The following is a 26210-nucleotide window of genomic DNA, read 5'->3' as shown; positions in this document are numbered from 1 at the left end:
GAAATTATTTGCTCCCTTAGTGATATGTTTGAATGTCATGAATTCCTGATTATTTATCTGGTTTAGTGTTCATTATACTTTGTTTGGATTGCGATGTGTGTTCCCATGTGTATTAGTGGCTGGATGTGTAATTTGCTGCTAACATATGATACTCAAACAATAAACGCGAGGGGCATGTATGACGCATTTCAAAATTACATCACCAGATGATCCTGATGCTTTCTTAGAGAGAGTTAATCAAAATAACCAACCTACTATTTACCAATGTCAGTCAACTAAAAAATATTGGATGCTGCATACGAATCAAGCTGGGGAGCAATTTTTATATCGGTATTTAATTGATGGTGAAAAAAAGGTTATAGACAAATCTCAACGATTTGATGTGCCAAAGGACTGGACAGGAGATCCTGAGATAATTTGTGTCTCAGAAGATTGCATAACTGATATAAAAATGGGAGCGAACGACAGTGTGAACCTGTCACAATATTTAATGCAGCATATAGAGAATGGAGATGAAATTCTCGTAACCAGTCCTGGAGATGAAGAGTCTCAAGTGATTGGGAAAGTTATCAAAGACGGCGACAATATTTACTTAAATAGGTTGTAACAATGTTCTGATAAATGTCTTATCCTAAATAATTAACATCAGATTTGTTCAACTATTAACGTCAAGTATTTAGTTTCCGTTATGGCTTAAAAAAGCGTCTTCAAAGAAAAGTTACAAAAAAAACGCCCCGGGAAAAGATCCCCGAGGCGTTTTCGTCTCTCAAAAAATGATCTCGAGAATTACTCGACATTGATCGTCACGCCGGGCCAGTCGTCCGTACGGAACGGAGTCAGCGGCAGGCCTTCCTTGTTCTGCACGTTGCAGACCGGGTTGTCGGCCCAGGCGTAGCGGACCGATGCCGGTTCGGAGACCGCATCGCTCCAGACTTCGATTTTGTCTTTGCCCACGATTTTCGCATTGGCTTTGACAAATTTCTTGTCTTCGCCGGCGATAGTGAATCCGATTGGAGTCGTGACGTCGAATGTATCCAGTCCACCCCCCACGTGATCGAACGTCAGGATCGCTTTGTTGCCTTTGACTTCCATCGATTTGTACTGCGGGCTGTGGTAAACCACTTTCACGCCGTAATCGTTGGCCAGGGCCCAGCGGGCCAGGCGTTTCGCCACATCCTGTTTGTTCTTGGGATGGATGTCGGAAGCTTCACCCAGGTTCAGAATCACGGCTTCGCCCGTATTCTTTAGCTTGCTCATGGTCATGGTCTGCGCTTCACGCAGTTCGGCCCAGTCACTTTCAGCCGGTTCCGGTTTTTCCGCACGGAAGTCAGCCAGCTGCACCCAGTAGAAGGGGAAGTCGCCCTGATTCCACTCGTCACGCCAGTTCTGAATCATGAACGGGAACAGCTTCCGGTACTGGTAAGCCCGGCTCGCATTCGATTCACCCTGGTACCAGATCACACCCTTGATGCCATAACCGATGGTCGGGTGCAGTACGCCGTTGTAAATGTTGGCCGGACGATGGTTACCGGTCAGCGGGTTGCGGGGAGCACGCGGACGATTAGGGGCGGCTTTTCCAGCTGCTTTGGCCTTCTTGACCGCAGCTTTCCACTGATCGAGCCGTTTGTTGTAAGCGGCAACGGCCTGCTCGTGATTGTAGGTTTCTTCGGTCTGCTTCCAGCGTTCCAGCATCGCTTTGAAAGCGGGTTCGTCTTCCAGACGCTTCCGGTTCACCCAGGCTTCTGCGGAAGAACCACCCCAGGCGTTGTCAATCAGGCCGATGGGAACGTTGAGGGTCTGGTACAACTGGCGGCCGAAGAAGTAGCCCACGGCTGAGAAATTCGGTACCGTCGCGGGAGAACAGGCTTCCCATTGGCCGTTGAAGTTGTCCTGGGCTTCCTGGGTACCGACCTGAGGAACCGATATCAATCGGATTTTCGGGTAATTGGCGGTCATGATTTCCAGGTCTCCATCGTTGGCGTTGGAGACTGTCCAGGCCATATTCGACTGGCCGGAGCAGATCCAGACTTCGCCGGACAGGACATCTTTCAGTGTGATGGTGTCGCTCCCTTTGATGGTGATCTCGTAAGGACCACCCACTTTCAGGGGTTCCAGAGTGACGCGCCATTTGCCTTTATCGTCAGCGGTGGCGGAGTGAGACTGGCCGTCGACGGTCACTGTGACCTTTTCACCAGGCTCGGCCCAGCCCCAGAGCGGGTTTTTCTGGCCCTGCTGCAGGACCATATGGTCACCAATAATGGCCGGCAGTTTGATTTTCGCCTGCGCCTCGTTTAGATTAATCAGATACAGACAGCTCAGTGCGAGCACCATGGCTGCAAGTCGTTTCGCGGAAGTACAATTCATTTGTGGTTCCTTGCAGGATGAGTAAGATAGAGAAGTGGTAACGGACAACGTTCCTCTTATAGCTTGAACTGAGCACGCTGATTTTTCAAGCGAATCCATTCAAATCGTGACATCAATTCTGTCAATTCATTTCTTCTAAACTGGTATGGTGATTCATGAAACGTAAATTGACCCTGCTGCTGTCCCTGGTATTGAGCCTCGGTTTTCTCTCCAAAGTTCAGGCGGAAAACAAAAAGCCGGACGAGAAACGGTACGTGATCATTCACGCTGACGACGCCGGAATGTCGCACTCAGTGAATCTGGCAACCATTGAAGGCATGCAGAAGGGCATCGTCTCTTCCGCCAGCATTATGGTTCCCTGTCCCTGGTTCAAGGAGTTTGCCGCCTATGCCAAGAAAAATCCCAAACAGGATTTCGGCATTCACCTGACTCTGAACTCCGAATGGAAAAACTATCGCTGGGGGCCGGTCGCGTCGCGGGATCAGGTACCCAGCCTGATCGATGAAGAAAACTATCTCTGGGACAATGTGCCACAGGTGATGCGGCACGTGAATGTCAAAGACGCCGAAAAGGAATTGCGGGCGCAGATCGAGCGGGCTCGCAAGTTTGGCGTGCCGCTCTCCCATCTGGATACCCACATGGGGGCCGTCGTCAGCCGTCCCGACCTGCTGGAGATGTACGTCAACCTGGGGATCGAGTATCAGCTGCCAGTCCTGTTTGTAAAAAATCTCGATCCCAAAAAGTATCCGGTGATTGCAGAGAAGGCCCAGGAGCTTAAGGAAGTACTGGATAAGAACGGCCTGCCGGTGCTCGATGAACTGGTTCAGTTTTACGGCGAACCCGACTATGACAAGCGGAAGCAGGCCTACCTGGAAAAGATTCGCGAACTGAAGCCGGGCGTCACGCAGATCATCATTCATTGCGGCATCAATAACCAGGAACTGCAGAACATCACGCACAGTTCTTCCCGTCGCGATGGCGACCGCCGCGTGTTTACCGATCCCGCAGTCATCAAAGAGATTAAGGATCTGGGGATCGAAGTCATTACCTGGAAAGAGTTCCACGAAATGGCGAAACAGAAGCTCGCGGCTGCGGAATAAGGTTCGATCGCTTATTCGTGATGCTCAATCTGCGACAGCCAGCCTTCCAGCGTAAAGGCGGGTGTGCCTCGTTCCTCCGGTTTGAGGCACGCCAGCTGGCTGCGGTCAATGGGCGTTAACCCGAAGTCGGCCAGCGTCGCACCCCGCTGATGCAGATCGGTGCCGTACAGTCGCTCCAGTTTGATCTGCTGCGCATCGCACCAGCGGCCTGAATTGACGGTCGGCAGCTCCCGAATCTGTGCTTTGGTCAGCAGTGGAGTCCCCAGTTGCTCGTGAATCCAGAGCAGGGCATCGGGGTGAGCCATGTAGGGACGATGGCCACCTCCCGCTTCAAACCAGGCTTTGACTTTCCCCGCGGCGCCCTGGTCGGCATAGACTTGCGCGGCCCGCTTGACTGCGGCACGCGTTCCTCGCCAGGCGGTTCCGTCGTCATCAGAGTCGATGATCCAGTCAGCGTCTCCATTCATCACCAGCACGGCACAGTCGGGCGCCGCCAGCGACAGGAATTCCGGCCACGTACAAAGTTCCCGCATCCGCTGGTTGGGGACCTTCGTGCAATACTTGCTCCGCAGTGTGACATTGTCATAAGCCCAGCCGGAAACGATGGCCATTTTGATGCGCGGTTCCAGCGCCGCCATCCAGCTCGCGACCGCGCCCCCCAGCGAATTGCCGGCAACGCCGATCCGGCTCGGATCCACGTCTTTCCGTTCCTCGAGAAAATCAATCCCGCGCATCGTATCGAACACCAGCTTACCCATGATCGGTCGCCCCGCGTTCCAGGCCCGTTCATGAACGTCTTTCGGGTCGTGAGCCCGCGTGCCCAGTCGCCCCTGAATATGCCGCTCTTCCTCGCCGATCGGATCGATGGCCAGGCAGACAAGACCCGCTTTCGCGTAGGCTTGAGCCGCGTAATTGTACTGCCACTGGCTTTTGCTCCCGCCATGACCGTAAGTCAGCACGATCGCTGGCGCAGGGGCTTTCAATTCTTTGGGCCGATACACAACTGCTGGAATCCGCGAGCCCGGCTCACTGGTGAAGACCCACTTTTCCATGACCAGGCCGTCCCGTTCCAGTTCGCCCCGTTTCTCGCTTTGCAGGGCCGTTTTTGTTTCGGGAATGCCCAGCATCGCCTTGAGTTTAGTGCGGGTCTCCTGTTTCCAGTTGTGGAACGAGGCGGGTTTGGGGAGCGGTTCATTCTTGTCAGCAGGAGCGTCTTCAGCGGCAGGACCAGCCCAATGCGCGGTGTTGATGGCGAAATATTTATTCACGAACGGAGGCTGTTTGCGGCTGGCGTACCAGATGCGAAAGCTCTTGTCAGGCAACTGCATCACCGACTGGCTGGTCACGTAGTGCGATTCCCAGGGCCGCTCCGGATCGGGACGCAGGACCGGGTTTTCGGGGTGCTTATACCAGTTCAATCCATCAATGCTGACCGCGAAACCGAGCGCCGTCGTATTTTTCCGCTCAGTCCAGTAACTGCCGTACCACATCAGGTAAGCATCACCCAGCTTGAGAACCGTGGGATAAAACAGCCGCCCCGATTCCCAGTCCTGGTCGAGTTCCAGCACCGGATCGGGGGAGACGCGCCACTTGTTGCCATCCAGGCTCGAAGCATGTCGGATGCACCAGGGGTCCTGCGAGACGTCGGTAAACCACATCTGATACGTGCGGCCCGTTTTCAGAATCGTCGGGGCATACACGTGTTTCAGATTATCAGAACCGGGCTCAGTCCAGGTGACTCCGTCAAGGCTGGTGGTCTCGTAGAGCTGGTGCAGTGCTGTTTCGTCGTGAAAGTCGGTGGCAGAAAACCACATTCGCAGCCGATCGTTTTCCCGCAGTGTCTGACCGTCGGCGGAGCGGAGCAGGGTGGGCGTTAATACGGAATGCTCACCATCGCCGAAAGAGAAGACCGGGTTCTGTCTGCTTTTGCGGAAGTGAATGCCATCGTCACTTTTCGCCAGTCCCACAACGAACATCCGGTCTTTGACCAGACCGGTCGAACCGCAATACCAGAGGGAGTAGGTTCCCTTTTCCTGGCTGACACAGGGGGCAAAAATATGCCGGTCGTCGTAGGAGCCCAGTCGGCCCAATTCCAGGATCGGTCCTGTCGTATCCCGCTGCCATGACTGTGATTTGAGCCAGGGTTGCAGCTCTTGAGGGACCGGCTCGGCAGAAGTTGCAACCGCACTGCTGAGAAGGAACATCAGGGAAGGGAGCAGAACACGACAGACGGACAAACGATTCATGGCTGACCTTAATTGCGAGACAATCGTCATGTGAAAGTGCCTGAACTATCGTAGCGCAGCGGTGGGGGAATCTCAAACCGAATGGCATAAAAAAATCCCCTGCAGGAAGCTTAAAACTGCAGGGGATCAGTGCAAAGATAGACACGATCTATCTTTTCAGGAGGTAGAATGCATCAGCAGGGCGGGCTGTTGGCCGTTGGTCTCTCGATGTGAAACGCATTTCCCGTGAACCGGGTCGTCTCCAGGCTTTCCAGCCACCTGTTTTGAGCCGCCTGTTGCTGGAGGGCATGTTCGCAACAGGCCAGTTTCGTCTGGCAGCAGTCCGGCCGGGGGTTCGTCTGGTGACAGACCAGGCCTGCCTGACAGGATTTGTGATTCAGGGAGCAGTGATTCTTGTGGAAAGAGGTGTTCTGCGTACTGGCAGAAGCGGTCATTCCCACGCCAACGGACAATATGGTAGCGGTAAAGATCTTGGTCAACATGACGGATCTCCTCTGTGTTGATGGTAAATCGTGTTCTGGTTCTTCTATTGATCTGATCTCAGCAGGAAGCGATTTCCTGAGATCAGCAGAGCCAGACACAATTCATCAGATGCAGAGGTCGTGCGGAAGAGGGGGCATCCAGCCCGGCCAGGATCAGCTCCTGAGCAGAGTGCGTGCTCGCAGCGATGGTTTCGCTGCCCACAAAAGGAGCGGAGCTGACTGAAACCCGGGCTTTGCCAGTCGCAGAGTAGAGCGTTTCGTCACAATGAGAGTGGCTGCCGCCCGTGCTCACCGGCTTCTGGTCCTGACTCGTGTGGTGCAGGTGTTCCGGTGCATGAGGCACGGCTGCGTGCAGATCCTGCTGCTCCAGTGCCTGACAGCACCAGCTGTTGGGAATCATCAGGCTGGCTGCCAGCAGCAGCGATAAACTGATTTTAAACAGCGAGCAGCACATGGTCAGAGCTTTCCATAGGTGATAATGGCGACAGTTAAAATTCTCTGTTGAACGCTTCTGCCTACATTACGCCTCCCCGGGAGTCAGCGTTGGGTGTTTTCGGGAAAAAAGGGAAATCAAGAGCAGGGGCTGAACCTCTCTAAATACAGTGTGTCAGAATACGGTGAAGAAAAAGTAATTTTTTGTAAAACTAGTGCCGAAAGTGACTTTACAGCACACAGATAAGAAGACAGAATACGCGTCCTCTTATTGGGGCGTATAGCTCAGTTGGTTAGAGCGCAGCTCTGATAAAGCTGAGGTCCGTGGTTCGAATCCACGTACGCCCATTTTTTTACTCTCTAAGAGGAATCCCACTTGTCTGGCAGAATTAACTTGCCACAATGGGTTTTGCCGGCAATAGTATTGTTGGCGTCTTTTGAGGGGACGTAGCTCAACTGGGAGAGCGCCGCCCTTGCAAGGCGGAGGTTGCCGGTTCGATCCCGGTCGTCTCCATTCAGGTTTTTTAGAGGGCTCCGTTTACCTTCAGAGGTTTTTAAAAACGGGTCTTAAAAATTCTAAAAAGCTTTTGGGGAATTTAGTTCCCGTGAGTTGACGAGTGGTTTCCTACTGGTTAAGATCCCGCTCCCCCATTTGGGGTCGACAAGTGTTGTTGGCTGCAAGTGGTTGTTGCAAAGAGATTTGTGGCAAAAAGCTGTCCGGAGGGATTTGAAACACTTTTTGGAAATTTTGGTTTCCATGAGTTGACGGGCGGTTTTGGAAAGGTTAAGATCCCGCTCCTTCACTTGAAGTTAACAAAAGTTGTTTCCTGCAAGTGGTTGTCGCATAAAGGTTTGCGGCAAAAACTGCTCGGGGGGATTTGGAAAACTTTTTCAAAAATCATCTCCCGGACAGTTGACTCGCTGAGAGGCGACGATAAAATGACTCTCTCAGCTGACTTAAGTCGATTGAATCAGCTTCAGCACTGCTGGCTCTGATTCAGCTGATTTAGGTTGGCTGTTTCTCTCTGGGGTATGACCCAGAGGGTCGATGATCTTTGACAATTTGGTAAAAGTAATAAGTGGCATCTATAAACATAGAGTTCTCAAGTTGCAATACCAGTTCTTCGGAAATGGTGTTGCTGAACGAGATTTGTTCTTAGGCAAACGATTCAAGTGCAAGGCTGTTATGCAAGGTCTTGTGAATTGAAATCGGGTTGTAATGTTTTTGGCTCCCGCGAAGGCAAAGTGTCGAGTGTGAGGTAAAAATTATTACGGCTAAGCTATTAAGGGCGTATGGGGGATGTCTTGGCATCAGATGGCGATGAAGGGCGTGGAAGACTGCGATAATCTTGGGGAAGTTGTCAAACGAGCGTTGATCCCGAGGTTCCTGAATTATCATATGTTGAATACATAGGCATATGAGGCACACGCGGCGAACTGAAACATCTCAGTAACCGCAGGAAAGGAAAGCAACAGCGACTTCGTTAGTAGCGGCGAGCGAAAGCGAATCTAGCCTAAACCGTCTTGCTTCGGCATGGCGGGGTTGTGGGGCTTGTCATTGTGGAGTTACAAAACTGTTTGCTAGAAGAATTCGTTGGAAAGCGAAACCATAGAGGGTGACAGTCCCGTATTTGAAAGTGAACAGACTTCCGACAGGTACCCGAGTAGGTCCGGCCACGTGGAATCCGGATTGAATCTGGGAGGTCCATCTCCTAAGGCTAAGTATTCTCTGATGACCGATAGTGAAAAGTAGGGTGACCGAAAGATGAAAAGAACCCCTGTTAGGGGAGGGAAAGAACCTGAAACCATACGCTTACAAGCTGTCGGAGCACTGTTATCTTCGGATACGTGTGACGGCGTGCCTTTTGCATAATGATCCGGCGAGTTACCGTCAATGGCTCGATTAAGGCCTTCCGGGCCGTAGTCTCAGCGAAAGCGAGTCTGAATAGGGCGTTTTGTCAGTGGCGGTAGACGCGAAACCAGGTGAACTACCCATGAGCAGGTTGAAGCGCGGGTAAGACTGCGTGGAGGACCGAACCCACCTAGGTTGAAAACTGGGGGGATGACTTGTGGGGAGGAGTAAAAGTCTAATCAAACCTGGAGATAGCTCGTTCTCTCCGAAATAGCTTTAGGGCTAGCCTTGAGCCACTACGTAATGGGGGTAGAGCACTGATTTGGACTGGGGGGCTTCCCGCCTACCCACCCTAGTTAAACTCCGAATACCATTACGACTATCTCAGGAGTCAGTCCACGAGGGAGAAGCTTCGTGGTCGAGAGGGAAACAACCCAGATCGCCTGCTAAGGTCCCAAAGTCTTGCTAAGTCACTAAGGATGTTAAGATACTGTGACAGCCAGGATGTTGGCTTAGAAGCAGCCATCATTTAAAAAGTGCGTAATAGCTTACTGGTCGAGTGTTTTAGCACCGATAATGAACGGGAGTAAGCAAGACACCGAAGCAGCGGATTCAGCTTATGCTGAGTGGTAGGAGAGCGTTCCAATACAGATACAAGCCGTACCGTAAGGAGCGGTGTCGGGTATTGGAAGTGATTATGCCGGAATGAGTAACGATAAAACAGGTGAGAATCCTGTTCGCCGCAAACCTAAGGTTTCCTGGGGAAGGTAATTCCGCCCAGGGTTAGCCGGTACCTTAGTTGAGGCCGAAAGGCGTAGACGATGGAGAGCAGGTTAATATTCCTGCGCCGGATATGTGGACCGATGGGGGGACGTTGTGTAGATTGTGATCGGGCTGACAGAAATGCCCGTAGGGGAAGACAAGGTCGTGGATAGGAAAATCCGCCACATCAGACCAAGGCTTTCACTCGAGTCCAATGATGACGAAGTCATATGACGCATAACCAAGAAAAGCCTCTAAGGATTGAAGCATAACCGACCGTACTAAAACTGACACAGGTAGGTGAGGCGCGTAGCCTAAGGCGCTCGAGAAAACGCTGGTTAAGGAACTCTGCAAATTGACCCCGTAAGTTCGCGATAAGGGGTGCCTCCGATGGTTCACGCTGTTGGAGGCCACAGAAAATCGGCTCTGGCGACTGTTTACTAAAAACACAGGACTCTGCGAACTCGTAAGAGGATGTATAGAGTCTGACTCCTGCTCGGTGCCGGTAAGTTAAGGAAGAGGGTTAGCCTTCGGGCGAAGCTCGCAACCGAAGCTCCGGTAAACGGCGGCCGTAACTATGACGGTCCTAAGGTAGCGAAGTTCCTTGTCGGGTAAGTTCCGACCTGCATGAATGGAGTAACGACTGGAGCACTGTCTCAACCAGCGACTCGGTGAAATTGTAGTCGTGGTGAAGATGCCACGTACCCGCAGAAAGACGGAAAGACCCCATGAACCTTTACTGCAGGCTGATATTGGTACTAGATATGTTTTGTGTAGGATAGGTGGGAGGCTTTGAAACGGGCACGCTAGTGTTCGTGGAGCCGCCCTTGAAATACCACCCTGGACCTATTTGGTATCTAACACCGACCCATGAATCTGGGCGGTGGACAGTTTCAGTTGGGCAGTTTGACTGGGGCGGTCTCCTCCTAAAGAGTAACGGAGGAGCTCAAAGGTACCCTCAGCCTGGTTGGCAATCAGGCGTAGAGCGCAAAGGTAGAAGGGTGCTTGACTGCAAGACCTATAAGTCGAGCAGAGACGAAAGTCGGACTTAGTGATCCGGCGGTTCCGAATGGAAGGGCCGTCGCTCAACAGATAAAAGGTACTCTGGGGATAACAGGCTGATCACTTCCGAGCGTCCATAGCGGCGAAGTGGTTTGGCACCTCGATGTCGGCTCATCACATCCTGGGGGTGAAGAAGCTCCCAAGGGTTCGGCTGTTCGCCGATTAAAGTGGTACGCGAGCTGGGTTTAAACCGTCGTGAGACAGGTTGGTCCCTATCTTCTGTGGGCGCACGAAACTTGAGGGGTTTTCTCTTTAGTACGAGAGGATTTAGAGGGACGTACCTCTGGTGTTCCTGTTGTCACGCTAGTGGCACCGCAGGGTAGCTAAGTACGGTCAGGATAAGCGCTGAAAGCATCTAAGCGCGAAGCCTCTCCCAAGATTAGGTTTCGTTTGAGTCCCCTGGAAGACTACCAGGTTGATAGGCCGGATGTGTAAGGTGAGTAATCATCTCAGCTGACCGGTACTAATGGACGAATGCTTAGCCGTTTTGATTTTTACATCAAAAACGCTAAGAACAATATCTATGTCACAGAACGTTACTTGTTACTTTTACCATTTTTATACACCAGGCAGAGTAGTGCGGCCATTTGGTTGGCGACTCTGTCAATTCCGGTGACCATATCTGTGAGGCCACACGCGTTCCCATTCCGAACACGACAGTTAAGCTCACAGAGCCGATGATAGTGCCCACCAGTGCGAAAGTAGGTTATTGCCGGATATTTTTAAAACTCCTTGCTCTTCTGAGTAAGGAGTTTTTTTATGCGCCATACTCAACTCAGACAAATCACACTCCCTCAATCCTGCCACAACCAAACGCGTCCCGAACTCTCGCTTCAGAAATTCATTTTATCCGCCTCTGGGAATGTTGAATTACTTCAATTTCGCAGAGAATCACGCACCCGTTGATTGCCTCTCCCCAGGTCGCATGCTAAGATTCTCATAAAGAAGTAAAGTTAAGAAAGAAAAGGGTGCTTGCGTTTCTTTCTGCGTCACTGACCAATCAATTTCCGACTGGAAATCTCTGATAATTCCCACCTGTTCCCCAGGTTTCGACTTTGCAATGGATTCTGTATGCGGACCACTCACCGGGATAGTACCGGGACTCCTGCAAACAATCGATTTCGCCAGTAGCTGAATTCTCGTCGAGAACATCAATGAGAATCCGTACGTTGATTGTGTTCTGTTTTTTCAATTCAGGAGTCCTTTGTGTTTTATTTTTCGTCCCGTAAACGTGGCTTTACTCTGATCGAACTGCTGGTCGTGATTGCCATCATCGCTATTTTAATTGCCCTGCTGCTGCCCGCTGTCCAACAGGCCCGTGAAGCAGCCCGCCGCAGTACCTGTAAAAATAACCTGAAACAGCTCGGCCTGGCATTTCACAATTATCACGACACCCATCGGGTCCTGCCTCCGGCTGCCATTAACCCGGGGAGTGCACAGTGCACCTCGATCTTTGCCCCCGACAATATCCTGAATCATACCTGTTTCCAGATGATCCTGCCGTTTCTGGATCAGGCCCCCCTTTACAATCTTTATAACTGGTCTATCCCCAGCGGGCCTGCCAAACATTCCAGCTGCGGTCATACCAGCCCACCTACGACAGCCAACCAGTTCGGTCTGCTCGATTCCACGCTTCCTGTATTTATCTGCCCTTCCGAAAGTGGCAACCCCAAGGGAACCGAGACTGCAGCCGGCAGCTATACTTCCAACGGCGCGCACCGCACCAGCTACGGCGTTGCCGCCAATCAGTATGATTCCGACAAAACCAGTTCCTTCTCGGGAGACAGCTATTCGAAAAAAGGTGCCCTGGGCCTGGATGGATCAGCCCGGATTTCGGCCATCAAAGATGGAACCAGTAACACCATGCTGTTGATCGAAACTCCCTTTGAGAAAACCACCAGCGGGTCTGACCTCTATGTCGGCTTTGGTCCCTACTGGGATACCTACACCCATACGAATTCCATCCGCCCCACCGGCCAGGGGATCAATCGTCCCCGGAATGCGGCCTATAGCCAGCGGGTCTATGGTTGGGGCGCCGGTAGTTCACATACTGGTGGCGTGCATATTCTGCTGGCCGATGGTGCCGTCCGGTTCCTGAGCGAAAATGCCGACATGAACTCCATCGTGCAGTCCCTGATCTCCGCCAGTGGTGGTGAAGTTCTGGGCGAATTCTAAAAATCCCCACGTTTCATTCGTAACCCGTTGCCCCGTAATTATACGGGGACAGCGGGATTTTCGATTCAACTCTCCCCGGCATGCTGCTTTTTCTATCGCTTGCAGGGATCACCTTCGATCGATCCATTGGCAAACGGGGGGGGAAATCTCATTGAAAGACAGCTACAGTCATGAAAAAAATACCGTTTGAGAAAAAAATCGTCTGCTGCCTGCTCGCCCTGGCGGGGCTGGCTGGCTGTTCCGGCGGCGAATCTCTGCCCGAACTGGCTACGGTCACTGGCGTTGTGAACCTCGATGGCAGTCCGCTGCCGTCAGCAAATATTCTGTTTCAGCCTCAGCAGGGAAAAACCGCTTTCGCCCTGACCGATGAAAACGGAAAATTCGAGCTGATGTATAGCCAGGACGCCACTGGAGCGACTCCGGGGAATTATACTGTCAAAATATCGAAAGAAAAAAATCCGGAAGAACCCGGCAATGAACTGCTCCCGGCCAAATACAACGAGCAGACAACTTTGACGGCAGACGTCAAAGCGGACCAGGAGAACGAGTTTCAATTCGACCTGACCAGTAAATAGCCCCCAGAATCAGTATGCGCACCAATCCGGAATCAGCTCCTCAGAGTTGTTTCCGGATTTTGTAAAACCCGGTGATCGATTTCCACGCCAGGGGCAGCACGCAGAGCCAGAGCAGATAATTCAACGTGCCCGGCAGAAAATAGACGTCGATCGGAATCCACGCATACACAAAAAAACGGGGCCGGACCAGCCAACTGTAGGGAATGGCCAGCGAACTGCGAATCATGGCAAAGACCACGACCACCGTATAGAACAACAGATAAAGCCCCCCGGATACGACATTCACCGTCTGGTAATGAATCAGCGTGATCGTGGTGAAGGCCACGACCAACTGATCCGAAGTCGTGTCGGTAAACGAGCCGCGATTGCCGGCCGTTCCCTGAAAACGGGCGAGCGGACCATCAATGCCGTCCAGCAAAACATGCAGTAACAGTAAACCGAACGACACCAGCCGGGCACCTTCCCAGGTCTGCCCGAAAGTAAAACAGAAACCGATTCCACAAATCAAAGAGAGCCCGGTCAGCAGATTGGGGGTGATTCCACAGCGGACAAACAGTTTCAATACGGGCAGCAACAGCTGATGACGTCGCTGCTGGGAAGCGTCCATCATCGACTGCTCCCCGCTGGCATACACGGAAACCCTGGATTTGGTCGCATTTTTTTGACAACACATCGGATTTCGCTCCTCGTTCAGACATGAAATGCGACCCGAACCTGCTGTCGACCATTCCTGTTGTCAGGTCTCGTCGAGTTCCTCGTACAGTTGGTTCAGGGCGCCGCTCGCCTTGATCTCCTCAAAATTTCTGCGAAATACTTTTTCCGATTCTGGATCAAGACGGGGCGGCGCTCCATGTTCCTGGATGTACTGCCCCATCTGCTCGAGAGTCGGCTGGTCAAAATAATGGTCGCTCATTGCCAGCGAGGCGATCATTTCATCATCCGTCCGGGGCCGGGCCTGACATTGATCGCAGGGCATGAACGAGCCGAATTTCAAATGGCCGCATTGAAAGCAGACTGCAGTCGTCATGGTAACCTCGAAGTTTCTGAGAAAAATGTGATCAGGGAGGATGCCTTTGATGAGGGAGGCAGACTCAGTATAGCAAAGTTCAGGCAGAAAAACTCCGAGATTTGTTAAGTTTCCTTTTTATATGGTTCGCTTTTGATATGATAGATTCGTCTCAAGCGCGGATTGGTTGATATTTTTTTCAAATAATTGGATCAAAGGGTAAAACCATGGATCAGCGATGGTTTTTTAATCGGGGAAAACGGTTCCTCGCGGCAGTGCTTCTTTTGGCACTAGTCGCAGGTGCTGCAGAACAGGGGCTGGCGGAAAAAAAGGCAGATTCCAAACCGATTCCCGTCGTGCTCCAGAAACGCAGCGCGGACGCATCCGGAAAATATCGTCCTGTGAAAGAAGCCGTTTACTGGAAACCGGAAGAGACCGCGATCATCGTCTGCGACATGTGGGACGACCATACCTGCAAGCAGGCCGCCAAACGGGTCGCGGAAATGGCACCCGCGATGAACGAAACCCTCAAAGCAGCCCGCGACAAAGGCGTCTTTATTATTCACGCTCCCAGCGGACGCATGAATTTTTACGACGGCACCCCCCAACGCCAGCGGGCCATCGACGCCCCGTTTGCGAAAGCGCCTCTCGATTTCAAATGGAAATATTGGAACGACGAAAAAGAAGGGCAGCCGCTCGACTTTGTCAGAGCAGGGGGCTGTGGCTGTAAAGTGCCCTGCAAGGGCTGGGTTCCCGATGAAACCGGGCTCCGCCACTGGAAGGGAGAAAAAATTCCCTGGACCCGGCAGATCGCGACCATCGACATCGCCGACGAAGATGCCATCAGCGACAACGGCCAGGAAGTCTATAATCTGCTGGAGCAGCGGGGCATCAAAAATGTCGTCCTGATGGGCGTGCACACCAATCTCTGTGTCTGCGGTCGTCCGTTCGGATTACGCCAGATGGTCTACCAGGGAAAAAATGCGGTGCTCTGTCGGGATCTCACCGATTCCCTCTTCCAGCAGAACGATCCGCCGATCAGCCATTTTCGGGGAACCGAACTGGTCGTAGAGCATATCGAAAAACGGATCTGCCCCACGATTACGTCCACCACATTCACCGGCAAGCCCGAGTTCCACTTCGATGAAAGTGCCACTCACTGATTCCGTCTCGCCTGGAGTCTGAAACATAACAGCCGATTTTCAGGCAGTGAAACGATTCGCTGTCGCACTCGTTTTAGTTAAGAACAGTCTGCAAGATGCATACGATCGATTATGGTGTCATTCTGGCCTATCTGCTGGTCTCCGTGGGGCTCGGCATTTACTTCGGCCGCAATCAGTCACGGCAGGAATTTTTCGCCGCCGGCAATTCCATGGGCTGGCTGCCCGTCGGCTTAAGCGTCATGGCCACCCTGTTTTCCGCCAACAGCTTCGTGATGTATCCCTCCATCGCTTACGGCAGCGGTCTGCGGATCAGCCTGTTTCTGGTCGCAATCTCACTGATGGCCCCCCTGGTGCTCTGGGTGTTTATCCCCATTTATGCCCGACTCAAATGCCAGACCGCATATGAATATCTGGAACGCCGTTATCACGTCTCCGTCCGCTCGCTGGCCAGTGGTCTGTTTATTTTTCTGCGGATCGGCTGGATGGCCTCCGCGACCTATGCCGCGTCCGTTGTCCTGGCCAACGTGATGCAGGTCGATCAGACGATGGTCATCGTGGTGCTCGGCATCGTCTCGATTTTTTATACGATGCTTGGCGGACTGCGGGCGGTGATGTGGACCGACGTCCTGCAGTTCTTCATTTTTACCATCACAATTTTGTTAACGCTGGCGCTGATCCTGGGGCAGACAAAAGGGGGCGTTTCCGGAGTCATCTCGACCTACTTCGCAGGCCGCAGCAATGTGCTCATCGATTTTACCCCGTCCATGACACTCGAATACGGCAGTTGGGCGCTGATTATCGGTCTGTTTCTGGAAGGGCTTTCCGCCTTTGGTGCCGACCAGGTTGCCGTCCAGCGATACATCTCCGCCCGTTCCGAACGCACTTCACAGATCGGTTTCATGATTAATATCATCGGCATGTGGACCGTCGTTCCCGGTCTGCTGGCAATCGGCGTCGGGCTCTATTCGCACTATCATCAGTTCCCCGAAGAGATGGTCTCAGTTCTGGCGACCGAACTCAATGGTGAACTGCCCGACTGGCGGACCGCAGACGCAAAAGGCCTGTCGGTTCCCGAATACTATCAGTCCTATCCGGAATATGTGGCCGAAGATATTCGAGCCCTGAATAAACAGGATCAGGCACTCCCCCAGTATGTCCGTCTGCATTTTCCGCCCGGGGTCATCGGACTCTTTCTGGTGGCACTGATGGCGGCCGTCATGTCAAGTATCGATTCGGGCATTCATTCCGTGACGACGGCGCTGATGGTCGATTTTCGAGACCGTCACTTCGAGCACTGGAAACCGGAGAATAATAAAATCGAAGTCCTGCAGGACCGCGGGTTGGTGGTCCTGATCGGCATCCTCTCGATCTTCCTGGCCTGTAATGTCGGCGAGATGGGAGATGTGTTCGCCATCGGCAAAAAAATGACCGCCGGTTTTGGCGGGCCGCTGCTGGCTGTCTTTATACTGGCCCTGTTTTTCAGAAACACCAATACGGTTGGCGTCTGGGTCGGTACTTTCATTGGAGCCGTGATCACAATCGCACTGATGTATCTTTACTCGGACTGGTTTTCGGTCTGGTACTGGCCGATCGGCTTCGGCCTGAGTATGATCATCGGCCTGGGCGTCAGTCTGCTGATCAACCTGACCACAGGCACGACCCCCACCAGCGGCGCAGACGAACCGCTCACGTATTGGAATGTCGTGCGGGGAAAACAGAATCTTTCACAGGAATCCAGCGAGTAATCTGCCATGAAGTATGCTGAAATGACCGCCGTCGAACTCAAGAATGTGTCGCGCGAAGACACGATGGTCGTCCTTCCAATCGCTGCCGTCGAACAGCACGGCCCCCACATGCCGACCGGCACCGATGACTTCATCTGTACCGCGGTTGCGGAAGCGGTCGAGCAGAATCTGCATGAGTCACTGCTGCTCCTGCCCACCCTCTGGCTCGGCGCCAGCCAGCATCATCTCCGCTGGGGCGCGACACTGACCCCCCGCGTGGAAAACTACGAAACACTGCTCTACGAAATCGTGGAATCGGTGCTGAACGATGGCTTCCGACGCGTGCTGATTCTGAACGGACATGGCGGCAATATCGGACCGATGCAGACCGCGTTAAGACGTCTGCAGGTGCACTATCGCCACTGTCAGTTGCTGGCCGCCTCCTACTGGTCCATCGCCGAACAGGAAATTGCAGCGGCGCTGGAAGGCGAATGCAAAACGCTCGGCCATGCCTGTGAGGCGGAAACCTCGCTGATCATGCACCTCCGCCCCGATCTGGTGCGACCGGCGAAAATTGATAACTTCATCGACTATGAACCCGACCTGGTAGACGGCGTTTATATCTGCCGCGATATGTTCCAGCGGACCAGTGCCGGAGCAACGGGGCGTCCCGATCTGGCCAGCGCGGAAAAGGGAGCCCGCATGTTTTCCCAGATCGTCACCCGCGTGACGTCGGTGATCGCTGCCTTCACGGAAGCAGCATTAACGGATGAACTCTAACCGGATCGGCTGCCACTCAGACCAGGTAGGGATGTAGAAAACGGTCCAGGTCCCGCGCTGCCAGGGACTGCGCTACTTCGGCTGCCGAGGGGGCATTCTGTAAATAGGCGGCTGCCACTTCATCGGTGAAATCACTGTTGCGCGTATACTTGAGCTCCAGCGATTTGTCCTGCACGACGGGCTCGAAATCGAAAATCGTGCCCGCCTTGAGATGTTCAATCAGCCCGGTATGCGCGGCTTTGACCGCCTGCATCCCCAGCGGAAAGGCTTCGATTTCCTGTGGGGCCGGCAGGGCATGAAACAGCATCGGTCCCGAGTCGAGTCCCTTGGACAGCATGTGAATCGTGGCACCCACGTAATCGGGGTGCCCTTCCTGCAGCGCCCAGAAATTACAGCTGCTGCCGCGGTAATATGGCGAAACGCCCATGTGAATATTCAAGGCACGCTGATCGACCAGAAAGTCGATCAGTTCTCCTTTGATAAAACTGCTCCCAAACACCACATAATAATCGCTCTCCAGCGCCGGCTGCAGTGTGGACATCTCCAGGCGGTTCAGGTCACCGAGTTTCATCGACAGCGAACGTACATTCGCCGGGGAAAAGCGGGGCACGCCGAAGATCTGTTTCTCGGCGGCAATGACGTGGCTGAAGTATTCCTGCATCACTTCCGAACGCCGGAAAAAGTCCGCCACCTGACCTGGGAAAATCGTGTTGCATTCCTGGATGGCGAACACCTCATCTGCAATCGAAGCCAGGCCTGCGATCAGGGAAAGGTGCCGAGGCTGGTTACTGGTGAATACCGTAATCTTCATGCTGCGATTTTATCCATGATGTTGGCGTGGTCTTCGCGGGGAAATTCGAGCTGTGAAATCTGCTGTTCTGCCATGTTCGAACGAAAACCGACTTTGATCTCCAGGTCCTTCAGGATCTGCAGCGTATCTGTGTTATAAGAGTTGCAGGGATGCGACACCGTATCCGGTGCCACTCTCAAGATCCGGTTCAGCGTTTCAAAATTGGTCTGGTACTCTGCCCGCTGCGCGTTCGCATCCAGCGCTGCCAGTGCGGTCGGATGTGTATGTGAATGCAGACCGATCACATGCTCCCGCTCGTGCAGATCGAGTACCTGTTGGTCATTCATCCACAGATCGCTGGTGAATTCCGGCAGGTCAATTTTCTCTGCCTGCATCATCAGATCCAGGACTTCCGTATAAGCAGTCGGTCCCAGAACCTGGTCCCGCACGAAGCGAAACTGCCGATCGGGATTCGTATAGAAGGGGAACTGCTTGAGGTACTCTTCGGGAATGAATCCCCGGAGTGCCGTCGCGACGTCCGCCTGGTAAGGGGAATCGCCAATGGTTCTGAAAAAACACCGATAGAATTCATCGATCGATTCAAAACAGGCCGTACGGAATTTGCGATAGATCTCCAGCTTTTCGCTGCCGCCGGTAATCACCGAAGAGTACACAAACCAGAATGCCGTCAGGTCAAACTGCTGTAACACGGGCAAAGCCACTTCGTACTGGCAGAGCAGGGCATCGTCAAACGTCAGGCAGGCTTCGTTGTCGGCCAGTGTGCCCTGGTTCGCTTTCTCCAGCCATTCCCGGGCGGGGAGAATCTGATAGGACTGCTGATAATATTCAATGATCTGCGCCAGTTCATCCGCAGAGATCGCGCCCTGTCCCTGGATGTGTTTCTCATTATAAAAATGATGAAACATGATGCCGTGTGGTCTGAGGTCTGAAGTCTTCAAAAGTATCCCGCTATCCCGTTTTGAGTAGAGTAAAAGTGTCTGATTTCAGGCGGCGTGGCGCTGTTGGCTCTGTTCCAGTGCCTGTGCAACGACAGCAGCGATTCGCATGTGGGACTGTCCGTCGCAGTTCCAGGCGGTGCGAACTTCTGCGCCGCGTGCGGCTTCCTGTGCAGGTGAGTCTTTTTTCCAGTGCGACAATGCCTCGATGCCTTCCGCCACGGTGATCGAAAACGTCCCCCAGCCAAACAGGTGCAAGGGGATGCCGTGCGTTGGGTAGTCGTGATTCGAATGCACCAGCGCGACCTGTTTCCCGAGCAGAGCCGCCTCCACGGAGACCGTTGATTTGTGTGTGATCAGGGCGTCGCAGGCGGTCAGCGCATCGGACAATGGAGTGTTTTCATTGAGGAACGCGATCTCCGGCCCCAGTCGCTGAATCACATTCTGTGCGAGTGCGGCATCGCTGTTGGGATGCGGACGGACCGCCACTTTCCAGTGCGGACGCTCAGGGATCAGCTGCTCCAGGCACTGCACGATCATCTCTTCGTGCTGATCCCAGTTCGGCTTCATCCCATACAGCACCAGCAGTTCATCGGACTGGACCCCGTGCCGGCTCCGCCAGTCAGCGGTCTGATCTGCTCCACCGGTCAGTTTGTGGATCCAGTCAAAATTCGGGTTCCCGGTGACAGTCAGCGACTCGCGCTTCAGACCCCGGTCCACGAGAATCGATGTTGCCTGGTGAAAGGGAACGCAGACCCGGTCCGCTGGGATATCGTTATAAGGCTGCAGGCCAAACAGGTCGAGCACGCCCACCGAAGGAATCCCCCGTTCCGCGGCAACGCGGATCGACGCCAGTTCGGCCCGGGGTGAATTCGTCGTCAGCAGCACATCCGGTTGGACCAGGTCAAACAGTCGCCGCACCGGTCCCAGGGGGAGGAAGGCCTGTCGTCCCCGTTCGGCAAACGCCTCCGCGGCTCCTTCCACACCGAGTTGATCTTCCAGGTCGGCATAAGACAGTCCGAGGTAGGCAATTGATTCTTCCAGGGAATTCACTTTACTCCCCTGATGCATCTCTGCAGCCAGTAGTTCGCCGTGCTCTCGCGCCCGAGTGTCTTCTTCGCGGATCAGATCCCGAAAGCCCAACGGTTCAAAACCGGCTTTCCGCAGTGCTGCCGCCGCCGTGGTCAGGCCCGCGATCTCCACATCGAAACCCTGTGCCTCCAGCTGTTTGAGCACCGGGATCAGCATCAGGACATGGCCGCCTCCATAGCAGACTGCCAGGATCCGTTTTCGTTCAGGAGAGGGGAGGTTCATGGTTCAATCAGTCACGAGAAAAGATCAGTGGGGTTGGCAGACTTCAGACGCCGGAAAAGGCCTGGATTAACTGAGAAATGGCGATTTCTGTCAAGACGAGATCAGGGAAGCGACCCCTTCAAAGTCGAGAATGAGACGGATTTTTCAGGAGCTGGAACCGGGCCGGTGTACTGTGCGGATGACTATTTTCAGGAGAGCGATTGCTGCAGTACGTCCGATTTCCGGGAAAACAGCCCGATATCTTCGATTATCGGCCCGATATTCGCTTAATAGTGGAAAATTGACCTTTCGCTGAATCGCCACAATATCGAAAATGCGTGACCTTCATTTTTACAGGGAAGTATGAAGTATGTAGTCAGTAACAGCGGACGAAAGGATTCGTAATGTGTGGGATTATCGGTGGGTTTGATCGGGAACGACGCCCATTCGGATCTGCATTAGCGGAACAGGCATGCGAACGGATGCGGCACCGGGGCCCCGATGACCGGGGCTGGTTTGAAGCAGACGGCATGCTGGTCGGCAATCAGCGACTGTCGATCCTCGATCTGGCGGGCGGACATCAGCCCATGTTCTCCGATGACCGGCAGGTCGTCGTGGTCCAGAACGGCGAAATTTATAACTTCAAAGAGCTGGCACAGGGGCTGAACTGCAAAACCAGCTGCGATACCGAAGTCATCCTGCGTCTCTACGAACGGGACGGCGAAGACTTTGTCAAACAGCTGAACGGCATGTTCGCGATTGCGATCCTCGATCTGCGCAAGCAGGCTCTGTTGCTCTATCGCGACCGCATCGGCCAGAAACCCCTTTACCTGTATGACGATGGCACGCGCCTGCTCTTTGCCTCGGAAATCAAATCCCTGTTTGCGATGGGCGTCAAAGCCGAGATGAACTGGGAAGGCTTCGACGCTTACCTGACCTACAATTTTGTTCCGCCGCCGGTCACGCTCTATCAGAACATTACCCATCTCATGCCCGGGCATCTGCTCAAAATCAGTCTGCAGGGAACCGAACAGCGACGCTGGTGGAACCTGGCAGACCGCCCGGTCGAGTGCCGTTCCGAAGAATCCTGGTGTGAAGAACTGATCGAAACACTGCGCGCCGCGGTCCAGATCCGTCTGCGGGCCGATGTCCCGCTGGGCGCATTCCTGTCGGGCGGCATTGACAGTTCTTCGGTCGTCTCCCTGATGAGTCAGGAACTGCCGCACCCGGTGCAGACTTTCTGTATCGGCTTTGATGATCCTCGCTTTGATGAATCAGTTTACGCCCGGGAAGTCGCGGAACTCTGCGGTACCGATCATACCTGCGAAGTCTTGAATCCCAATCTGACCGCCAGCTGGCCATTGACCGTTTATCACAACGACCAGCCGCACGGCGATGTCTCCTTCATGCCCACCCACCGCGTCAGTTCGCTGGCGCGTAAGTCGGTCAAGGTCGTCCTCACCGGAGATGGCGGCGATGAACTGTTTGCCGGCTACGATGTGCATCGCAACTTCTTTGCCGGACAGGACCTCACGCTTCCCCGCGAGCAGATTGAAAACGCCTACATCAGTGCCATCAGCCTGTTCAAACCCTCGCAAAAACGGGCCCTGTATTCCAGCGAAACCGCACAAAAACTCGCTTCTGCCGATGCCTCACAGTTCGCCCGGACGCATCTGGCCGAATTCCGCCATCTGGACCCGATCAGCCAGGCACTGGCCCTCGATACAAAGCTGCTTTTACCCGGAAACAATCTGGTCAAACCCGACAAAATGGCGATGGCGGTTTCTCTGGAACCGCGGGCGCCCTATCTCGATTACCGTATGGTCGATCTCGCCTTCCGGATTCCCGGAGCGCTGAAACTCCGCGATGGCATGACCAAGGTGATTCTGAAAAAGGCCTGCGAAAAGATTCTGCCGCAGAGCATTATTTACCGTAAAAAACAGATGTTTACAGTTCCGATCGGCGAATGGTTCAAGCGGGAGCTGGCTCCCTTTGTCGACGAGGTTCTGCTCTCGTCCCGTTCGCTGGAGCGGGGAATCTTCCAGCCGGAACGGGTCAGTGAAATGATCCGCGAACATCAGACCAGTCGCGTGAATCATACGCGAACTCTGCGGGCGCTGCTCGCATTTGAATTGTGGCAACGCACGTTTATTGATGAAACCTTCGATCATGCACCCACGTATGAGGAACTCGGAATCCAAAGCTCAGTTGAGCTGGATACCGCTTCGAAAAAGGCCGCTTAAACTCGATTCATCATTATTATATTTACGAAACAGGTCAGTCTCATGGATGAGCAACGCCTTTCACAATCAACGAATCACTCCGCTACCCGCCGGTCAGGAGGCCCTCACTTTGATCCCCGAACCATGCCGCAAGAGTCGGCTGTGGTCTCGCAACCAGTCCGCACCGGCTACTTCTGTAAGCGGCCCTGCGATCTGCTGTTGAGTGGGCTGGCACTGGTGTCGCTGTCCCCCGTCTTTCTGGTAATTTCTCTGTTGATTAAACTGACCTCGCCGGGGCCAGTTTTCTTTCGTCAGCAGCGACTGGGGCTCAACGAACAGCCATTTACGATTCTCAAATTTCGCTCGATGCGGGCCGGCTCAGACAAAACCGGCGCGCAATTCACGTCCGCCAACGATAACCGCATCACAGGCATTGGCAAGCTGATTCGTAAGACCAGCCTCGACGAACTGCCACAACTGATTAATATCTTTCGCGGGGAAATGAGCCTGATCGGCCCTCGTCCATATATCGGATTTGAACTGGAACAGGCCACGCTTGAAGAACGCCGCAAACGGGCCAGTGTGCGGCCCGGTGTTTCAGGGCTTGCCCAGGTCTCCGGACGGAGCCAGCTGACACAGCAGGCGGTCATCGATTTTGACCTGCAATATGTGGCGCAGTGCAGTTTCAAGTTTGATGTTCAGATCCTGATCCAGACGATCCGGAAAGTGATTCGCTGCGAAGGAACGAACTGAAGGCTATGTAAGTGTTTTTCTGTAAGTGGTTTAGGGAATGGTGATTCTGTGTGACTTAATCAGAACCGACAAAATTAATATCGCACTGAATTCTCATACCTGCTATTGATATGCCTGAACTGCTGCAGACCATCATCTCTGAACGCCTCTACTGATTTTCTCTGATACGTATTTGATAGAAGCAGTCTGACGGAATCTGATTTTATGCATATCTTTGAGGGTAATCCGAACCAGTTGGAATCCTGTCCCGTGATGAAACTGAATCGCTCCACCTTTCAGGAGCTTTCATTTCGCACCGGTATCTGGTTTGCGCTGGGTGTTGGTTTCGCGATTCCCGTCTCCACCAGTCTGACGTCAGCCTTCAGCCTGGGAGTACTGGTCTGCTGGTTTCTCTCCGGTCAGTATCGGGTCACCTTTAAACTGCTCAGAACCTATCCGGTCGCGACGATCTCGCTGATTCTGTTCTGCACCCTGGCGGCTGGATTACTCTACACGCCACAGACCTTTAAACTGGCGACCAGGAATCTGTTCAAATACCGTCAGTTTCTGATGATTCCCATCTACCTGTCGTTTTTTCTCGACAGCAGGGCCCGGCTGCGCGGCATTCGCATGTTCGAGCTGGGCCTGATACTTACGCTGGCGATCTCCATGTGTCTCTGGCTGTTCGGAATTGAGTGGGATATCCGTTCACACGATCACGCGATCTTTAAAAACCGGATTACTCAGAACATACTAATGTCGTTTCTGGTCTATCTGTCTGCCTGGCGGTTTCTGGCCAACCCCCGCAAAGCCTGGCCCTGGGGTGTGTTGTCATTAATCGCAACCGTCAATGTGCTGTTGATCGTGCCGGGACGTTCAGGGTATGTCGCGGTGGGAATCCTGATCGTTGTGCTGATGTATCAGAAAATGGGATATAAAGGAATCATCCCCGCCGGAGTGGGTGTACTCGTCATCGGTCTGGTCTGCTACCAGGCATCGGGACGCTTTCAGCGGCGGATTGATCTCGTGTTTTCCGAGATTAAAAATTACCACCAGACTCAGGATCACGCCAGTGGCGTCAATCTGCGGATTGAGTTTCTGGCAAATGGTCTGCAACTGGCTGGCGCGAGCCCGATCTTCGGTTCCGGAACAGGCAGCTTCGCCCCCCGTTACCGCGAACTGGCCGAACAGCAGGAGCAGATGGTTACCGAGAATCCCCACAACGAATATATCATGCTGCTGGTACAGAATGGCGCGCTGGGAATGGGGCTGTTCCTGCTGCTGTTCTGGTTCAGCTGGCATTCTGCCCGGGGGGGAACCGGTCTCGAACCCTCACTGACACAGGCCGTTGTGGGAGTCTACCTGATCGGTTGTCTCGCGAATTCACTGATGCTCGATACCACCGAGGGGGGACTGTTCGGCTATCTGATCGGTCTGACCTGTGCCGCCGGCATTTCCGCGAAAGGAATCAGCCAGGGCGATCTGCCTCGGGAAATCGTGACGGAAACGAAGGCTGACGAGCCGGAAGCGGTCCCTAAGGCTGCCTGACGGGCAAGTCGAACCCAGTTTCTCAGCCACGCCTCAAGCCGGGATCGTTTCCACCTTTACACAAAAAACAGGTTGAAATATGATTCCCGCGCAGTAAATTCGCAGGATTTTCAGACTGTCAGAGCCGTGAAATGGATTTTTTAAGTCGCGATCACTCTGACGTTTAAGCGCTAATTCAGAAGGGGGGCCAGGGATGGCCGGTGCGATCGGTTTAATCACGGCTCGAGGTGGCTCCAAGGGAGTCCCGTATAAGAATATCAAGGAACTGGCCGGCAAGCCGCTGATTGCCTGGACGATCGAGGCGGCCCTCGCCAGCCAGGAACTGGAGCGAGTCATCGTTTCGACCGATGACAAAGAGATCGCCTCCATCGCGCGGCAGTATGGAGCCGAAGTCCCGTTCCTGCGTCCCTTGAAACTGGCACTCGATGATTCCAGTCACGTGGATGTGGTCCTGCATGCGATTGAATTTCTCGAAGAGCAGGAACAGTTTCTCGCCGACTATGTGGTCATGCTGCAGCCGACCTCTCCCTTTCGAATCGCGGAGGACATCGACGGTTCGATCCGGTTCGCGCGGAAAAAAAATGCGAAGTCCGTCATCGGGATGATGCACGCCCCCAGTCACCCGATCTGTCTGCGTGGCATGAACGAAGAGGGACTGCTGGTGGAACTGACCGAACAACGCGATGAGTCGCAGCTGCGCAGGCAGTTACTGGAAGACGTGTATGCATTCAATGGGGCGCTGTATGTCCTGCAGACGGAAGCGTTCCGCGAGTTGAAAACCTTTCGGCCGACGGGGGAAACCTATGGTTACCTGATGCCGACCGAGCGATCGTGGGAAATCGACACCGAGTGGGAATTTCTAGTCGCCAACCTGTTAATGAAAAATCAGCTGCAGGCAGCATCCCGCAGTAAAGCAGCCTGAGTTCTACGCTCGTCGATGTTGCTC

Annotated in this window: 20 protein-coding genes, 2 tRNA genes and 2 rRNA genes; 15 read left to right on the top strand and 9 right to left on the bottom strand. The window is 53.5% G+C overall.

Annotation, left to right across the window (positions count from 1 at the left end; genetic code table 11):
- Window positions 1-178: 178 nt before the first annotated feature.
- A complete protein-coding gene (locus tag Enr10x_RS15255; protein WP_145450545.1) occupies window positions 179-607 on the top strand; it encodes a hypothetical protein in 429 nt (142 codons plus the stop codon).
- 179 nt (window positions 608-786) lie between these two features.
- Here the strand turns inward: Enr10x_RS15255 and Enr10x_RS15250 are convergent, their stop codons facing one another.
- Window positions 787-2364, bottom strand: coding sequence for a sialate O-acetylesterase (locus tag Enr10x_RS15250; protein WP_145450544.1), 1578 nt, complete (start codon window positions 2362-2364; stop codon window positions 787-789).
- Window positions 2365-2519: 155 nt separating this feature from the next.
- On the opposite strand from Enr10x_RS15250, the gene Enr10x_RS15245 reads away from it, so the two are divergent.
- A complete protein-coding gene (locus tag Enr10x_RS15245) occupies window positions 2520-3464 on the top strand; it encodes a polysaccharide deacetylase family protein (RefSeq protein WP_145450543.1) in 945 nt (314 codons plus the stop codon).
- An 11-nt stretch (window positions 3465-3475) separates the two neighbouring features.
- On the opposite strand, the gene Enr10x_RS15240 is transcribed toward Enr10x_RS15245, so the two are convergent.
- From Enr10x_RS15240 to Enr10x_RS15230, 3 genes are all read right to left on the bottom strand, one after another.
- A complete protein-coding gene (locus tag Enr10x_RS15240; RefSeq protein WP_197997219.1) occupies window positions 3476-5710 on the bottom strand; it encodes an acetylxylan esterase in 2235 nt (744 codons plus the stop codon).
- A 173-nt stretch (window positions 5711-5883) separates the two neighbouring features.
- Window positions 5884-6192, bottom strand: a complete 309-nt coding sequence (locus Enr10x_RS15235; RefSeq protein WP_145450541.1) for a hypothetical protein — start codon at window positions 6190-6192, stop codon at window positions 5884-5886.
- 82 nt (window positions 6193-6274) lie between these two features.
- Window positions 6275-6646: a hypothetical protein gene (locus tag Enr10x_RS15230; protein ID WP_145450540.1), complete on the bottom strand. Its 372-nt coding sequence runs from the start codon at window positions 6644-6646 to the stop codon at window positions 6275-6277.
- A 252-nt stretch (window positions 6647-6898) separates the two neighbouring features.
- On the opposite strand from Enr10x_RS15230, the gene Enr10x_RS15225 reads away from it, so the two are divergent.
- The 6 genes from Enr10x_RS15225 (at window position 6899) to Enr10x_RS15200 (ending at window position 13050) form a co-directional block, all read left to right on the top strand.
- Window positions 6899-6972, top strand: a tRNA-Ile gene (locus Enr10x_RS15225).
- Between the two features lie 93 nt (window positions 6973-7065).
- Window positions 7066-7138: transfer RNA gene (locus tag Enr10x_RS15220), tRNA-Ala, on the top strand.
- 759 nt (window positions 7139-7897) lie between these two features.
- Window positions 7898-10786 (top strand): 23S ribosomal RNA (locus Enr10x_RS15215).
- Between the two features lie 122 nt (window positions 10787-10908).
- Window positions 10909-11018 (top strand): 5S ribosomal RNA (gene rrf / locus Enr10x_RS15210).
- 488 nt (window positions 11019-11506) lie between these two features.
- Complete coding sequence (locus Enr10x_RS15205) at window positions 11507-12475, top strand: DUF1559 domain-containing protein (protein ID WP_145450539.1); 969 nt, start codon at window positions 11507-11509, stop codon at window positions 12473-12475.
- A gap of 170 nt (window positions 12476-12645) precedes the next feature.
- Complete coding sequence (locus tag Enr10x_RS15200) at window positions 12646-13050, top strand: carboxypeptidase-like regulatory domain-containing protein (RefSeq protein ID WP_145450538.1); 405 nt, start codon at window positions 12646-12648, stop codon at window positions 13048-13050.
- Between the two features lie 40 nt (window positions 13051-13090).
- Here the strand turns inward: Enr10x_RS15200 and Enr10x_RS15195 are convergent, their stop codons facing one another.
- Window positions 13091-13723 (bottom strand): CDP-alcohol phosphatidyltransferase family protein, encoded by a 633-nt coding sequence (locus Enr10x_RS15195; RefSeq protein WP_145450537.1) that lies wholly within the window; start codon window positions 13721-13723, stop codon window positions 13091-13093.
- 63 nt (window positions 13724-13786) lie between these two features.
- Complete coding sequence (locus Enr10x_RS15190) at window positions 13787-14077, bottom strand: hypothetical protein (protein ID WP_145106211.1); 291 nt, start codon at window positions 14075-14077, stop codon at window positions 13787-13789.
- Window positions 14078-14283: 206 nt separating this feature from the next.
- Between Enr10x_RS15190 and Enr10x_RS15185 the strand changes: the two genes are divergently transcribed.
- The 3 genes from Enr10x_RS15185 (at window position 14284) to Enr10x_RS15175 (ending at window position 17723) form a co-directional block, all read left to right on the top strand.
- Window positions 14284-15219 (top strand): hypothetical protein, encoded by a 936-nt coding sequence (locus tag Enr10x_RS15185; RefSeq protein WP_232093018.1) that lies wholly within the window; start codon window positions 14284-14286, stop codon window positions 15217-15219.
- 95 nt (window positions 15220-15314) lie between these two features.
- Window positions 15315-16964, top strand: coding sequence for a sodium:solute symporter family transporter (locus tag Enr10x_RS15180; RefSeq protein ID WP_145450536.1), 1650 nt, complete (start codon window positions 15315-15317; stop codon window positions 16962-16964).
- A 6-nt stretch (window positions 16965-16970) separates the two neighbouring features.
- Window positions 16971-17723: a creatininase family protein gene (locus Enr10x_RS15175; protein ID WP_145450535.1), complete on the top strand. Its 753-nt coding sequence runs from the start codon at window positions 16971-16973 to the stop codon at window positions 17721-17723.
- 16 nt (window positions 17724-17739) lie between these two features.
- Here Enr10x_RS15175 and Enr10x_RS15170 read toward each other — a convergent pair whose 3' ends face one another.
- From Enr10x_RS15170 to Enr10x_RS15160, 3 genes are read right to left on the bottom strand one after another with little or no spacing between them, the layout of a single operon-like run.
- On the bottom strand, window positions 17740-18534 hold the full coding sequence (locus Enr10x_RS15170; RefSeq protein WP_145450534.1) for a formyltransferase family protein: 795 nt from the start codon (window positions 18532-18534) through the stop codon (window positions 17740-17742).
- A complete protein-coding gene (locus Enr10x_RS15165; protein ID WP_197997218.1) occupies window positions 18531-19472 on the bottom strand; it encodes a polysaccharide deacetylase family protein in 942 nt (313 codons plus the stop codon). The genes Enr10x_RS15170 and Enr10x_RS15165 overlap by 4 nt, the downstream gene beginning before the upstream one ends.
- A gap of 45 nt (window positions 19473-19517) precedes the next feature.
- A complete protein-coding gene (locus Enr10x_RS15160) occupies window positions 19518-20783 on the bottom strand; it encodes a glycosyltransferase family protein (protein WP_145450532.1) in 1266 nt (421 codons plus the stop codon).
- Between the two features lie 383 nt (window positions 20784-21166).
- Between Enr10x_RS15160 and asnB the strand changes: the two genes are divergently transcribed.
- The 4 genes from asnB to Enr10x_RS15140 all read left to right on the top strand — a co-directional run bounded on the left by asnB (window position 21167) and on the right by Enr10x_RS15140 (window position 26186).
- Window positions 21167-23005, top strand: coding sequence for an asparagine synthase (glutamine-hydrolyzing) (gene asnB / locus Enr10x_RS15155; RefSeq protein WP_145106227.1), 1839 nt, complete (start codon window positions 21167-21169; stop codon window positions 23003-23005).
- 42 nt (window positions 23006-23047) lie between these two features.
- On the top strand, window positions 23048-23737 hold the full coding sequence (locus Enr10x_RS15150; RefSeq protein WP_197996459.1) for a sugar transferase: 690 nt from the start codon (window positions 23048-23050) through the stop codon (window positions 23735-23737).
- Window positions 23738-23941: 204 nt separating this feature from the next.
- Window positions 23942-25264 carry an O-antigen ligase family protein gene (locus Enr10x_RS15145; RefSeq protein WP_145106229.1) on the top strand — a complete coding sequence of 441 codons (1323 nt, stop codon included), beginning with the start codon at window positions 23942-23944 and terminating at the stop codon, window positions 25262-25264.
- Between the two features lie 193 nt (window positions 25265-25457).
- Window positions 25458-26186, top strand: a complete 729-nt coding sequence (locus Enr10x_RS15140) for an acylneuraminate cytidylyltransferase family protein (protein WP_145106232.1) — start codon at window positions 25458-25460, stop codon at window positions 26184-26186.
- Window positions 26187-26210: the final 24 nt, after the last annotated feature.

This window comes from Gimesia panareensis, from assembly GCF_007748155.1.
In the GTDB taxonomy this organism is placed as follows: Bacteria; Planctomycetota; Planctomycetia; order Planctomycetales; family Planctomycetaceae; genus Gimesia; species Gimesia panareensis.
Note: the sequence above shows the minus strand (reverse complement) of the source record. Positions and strands in the feature narration are given on the sequence as shown.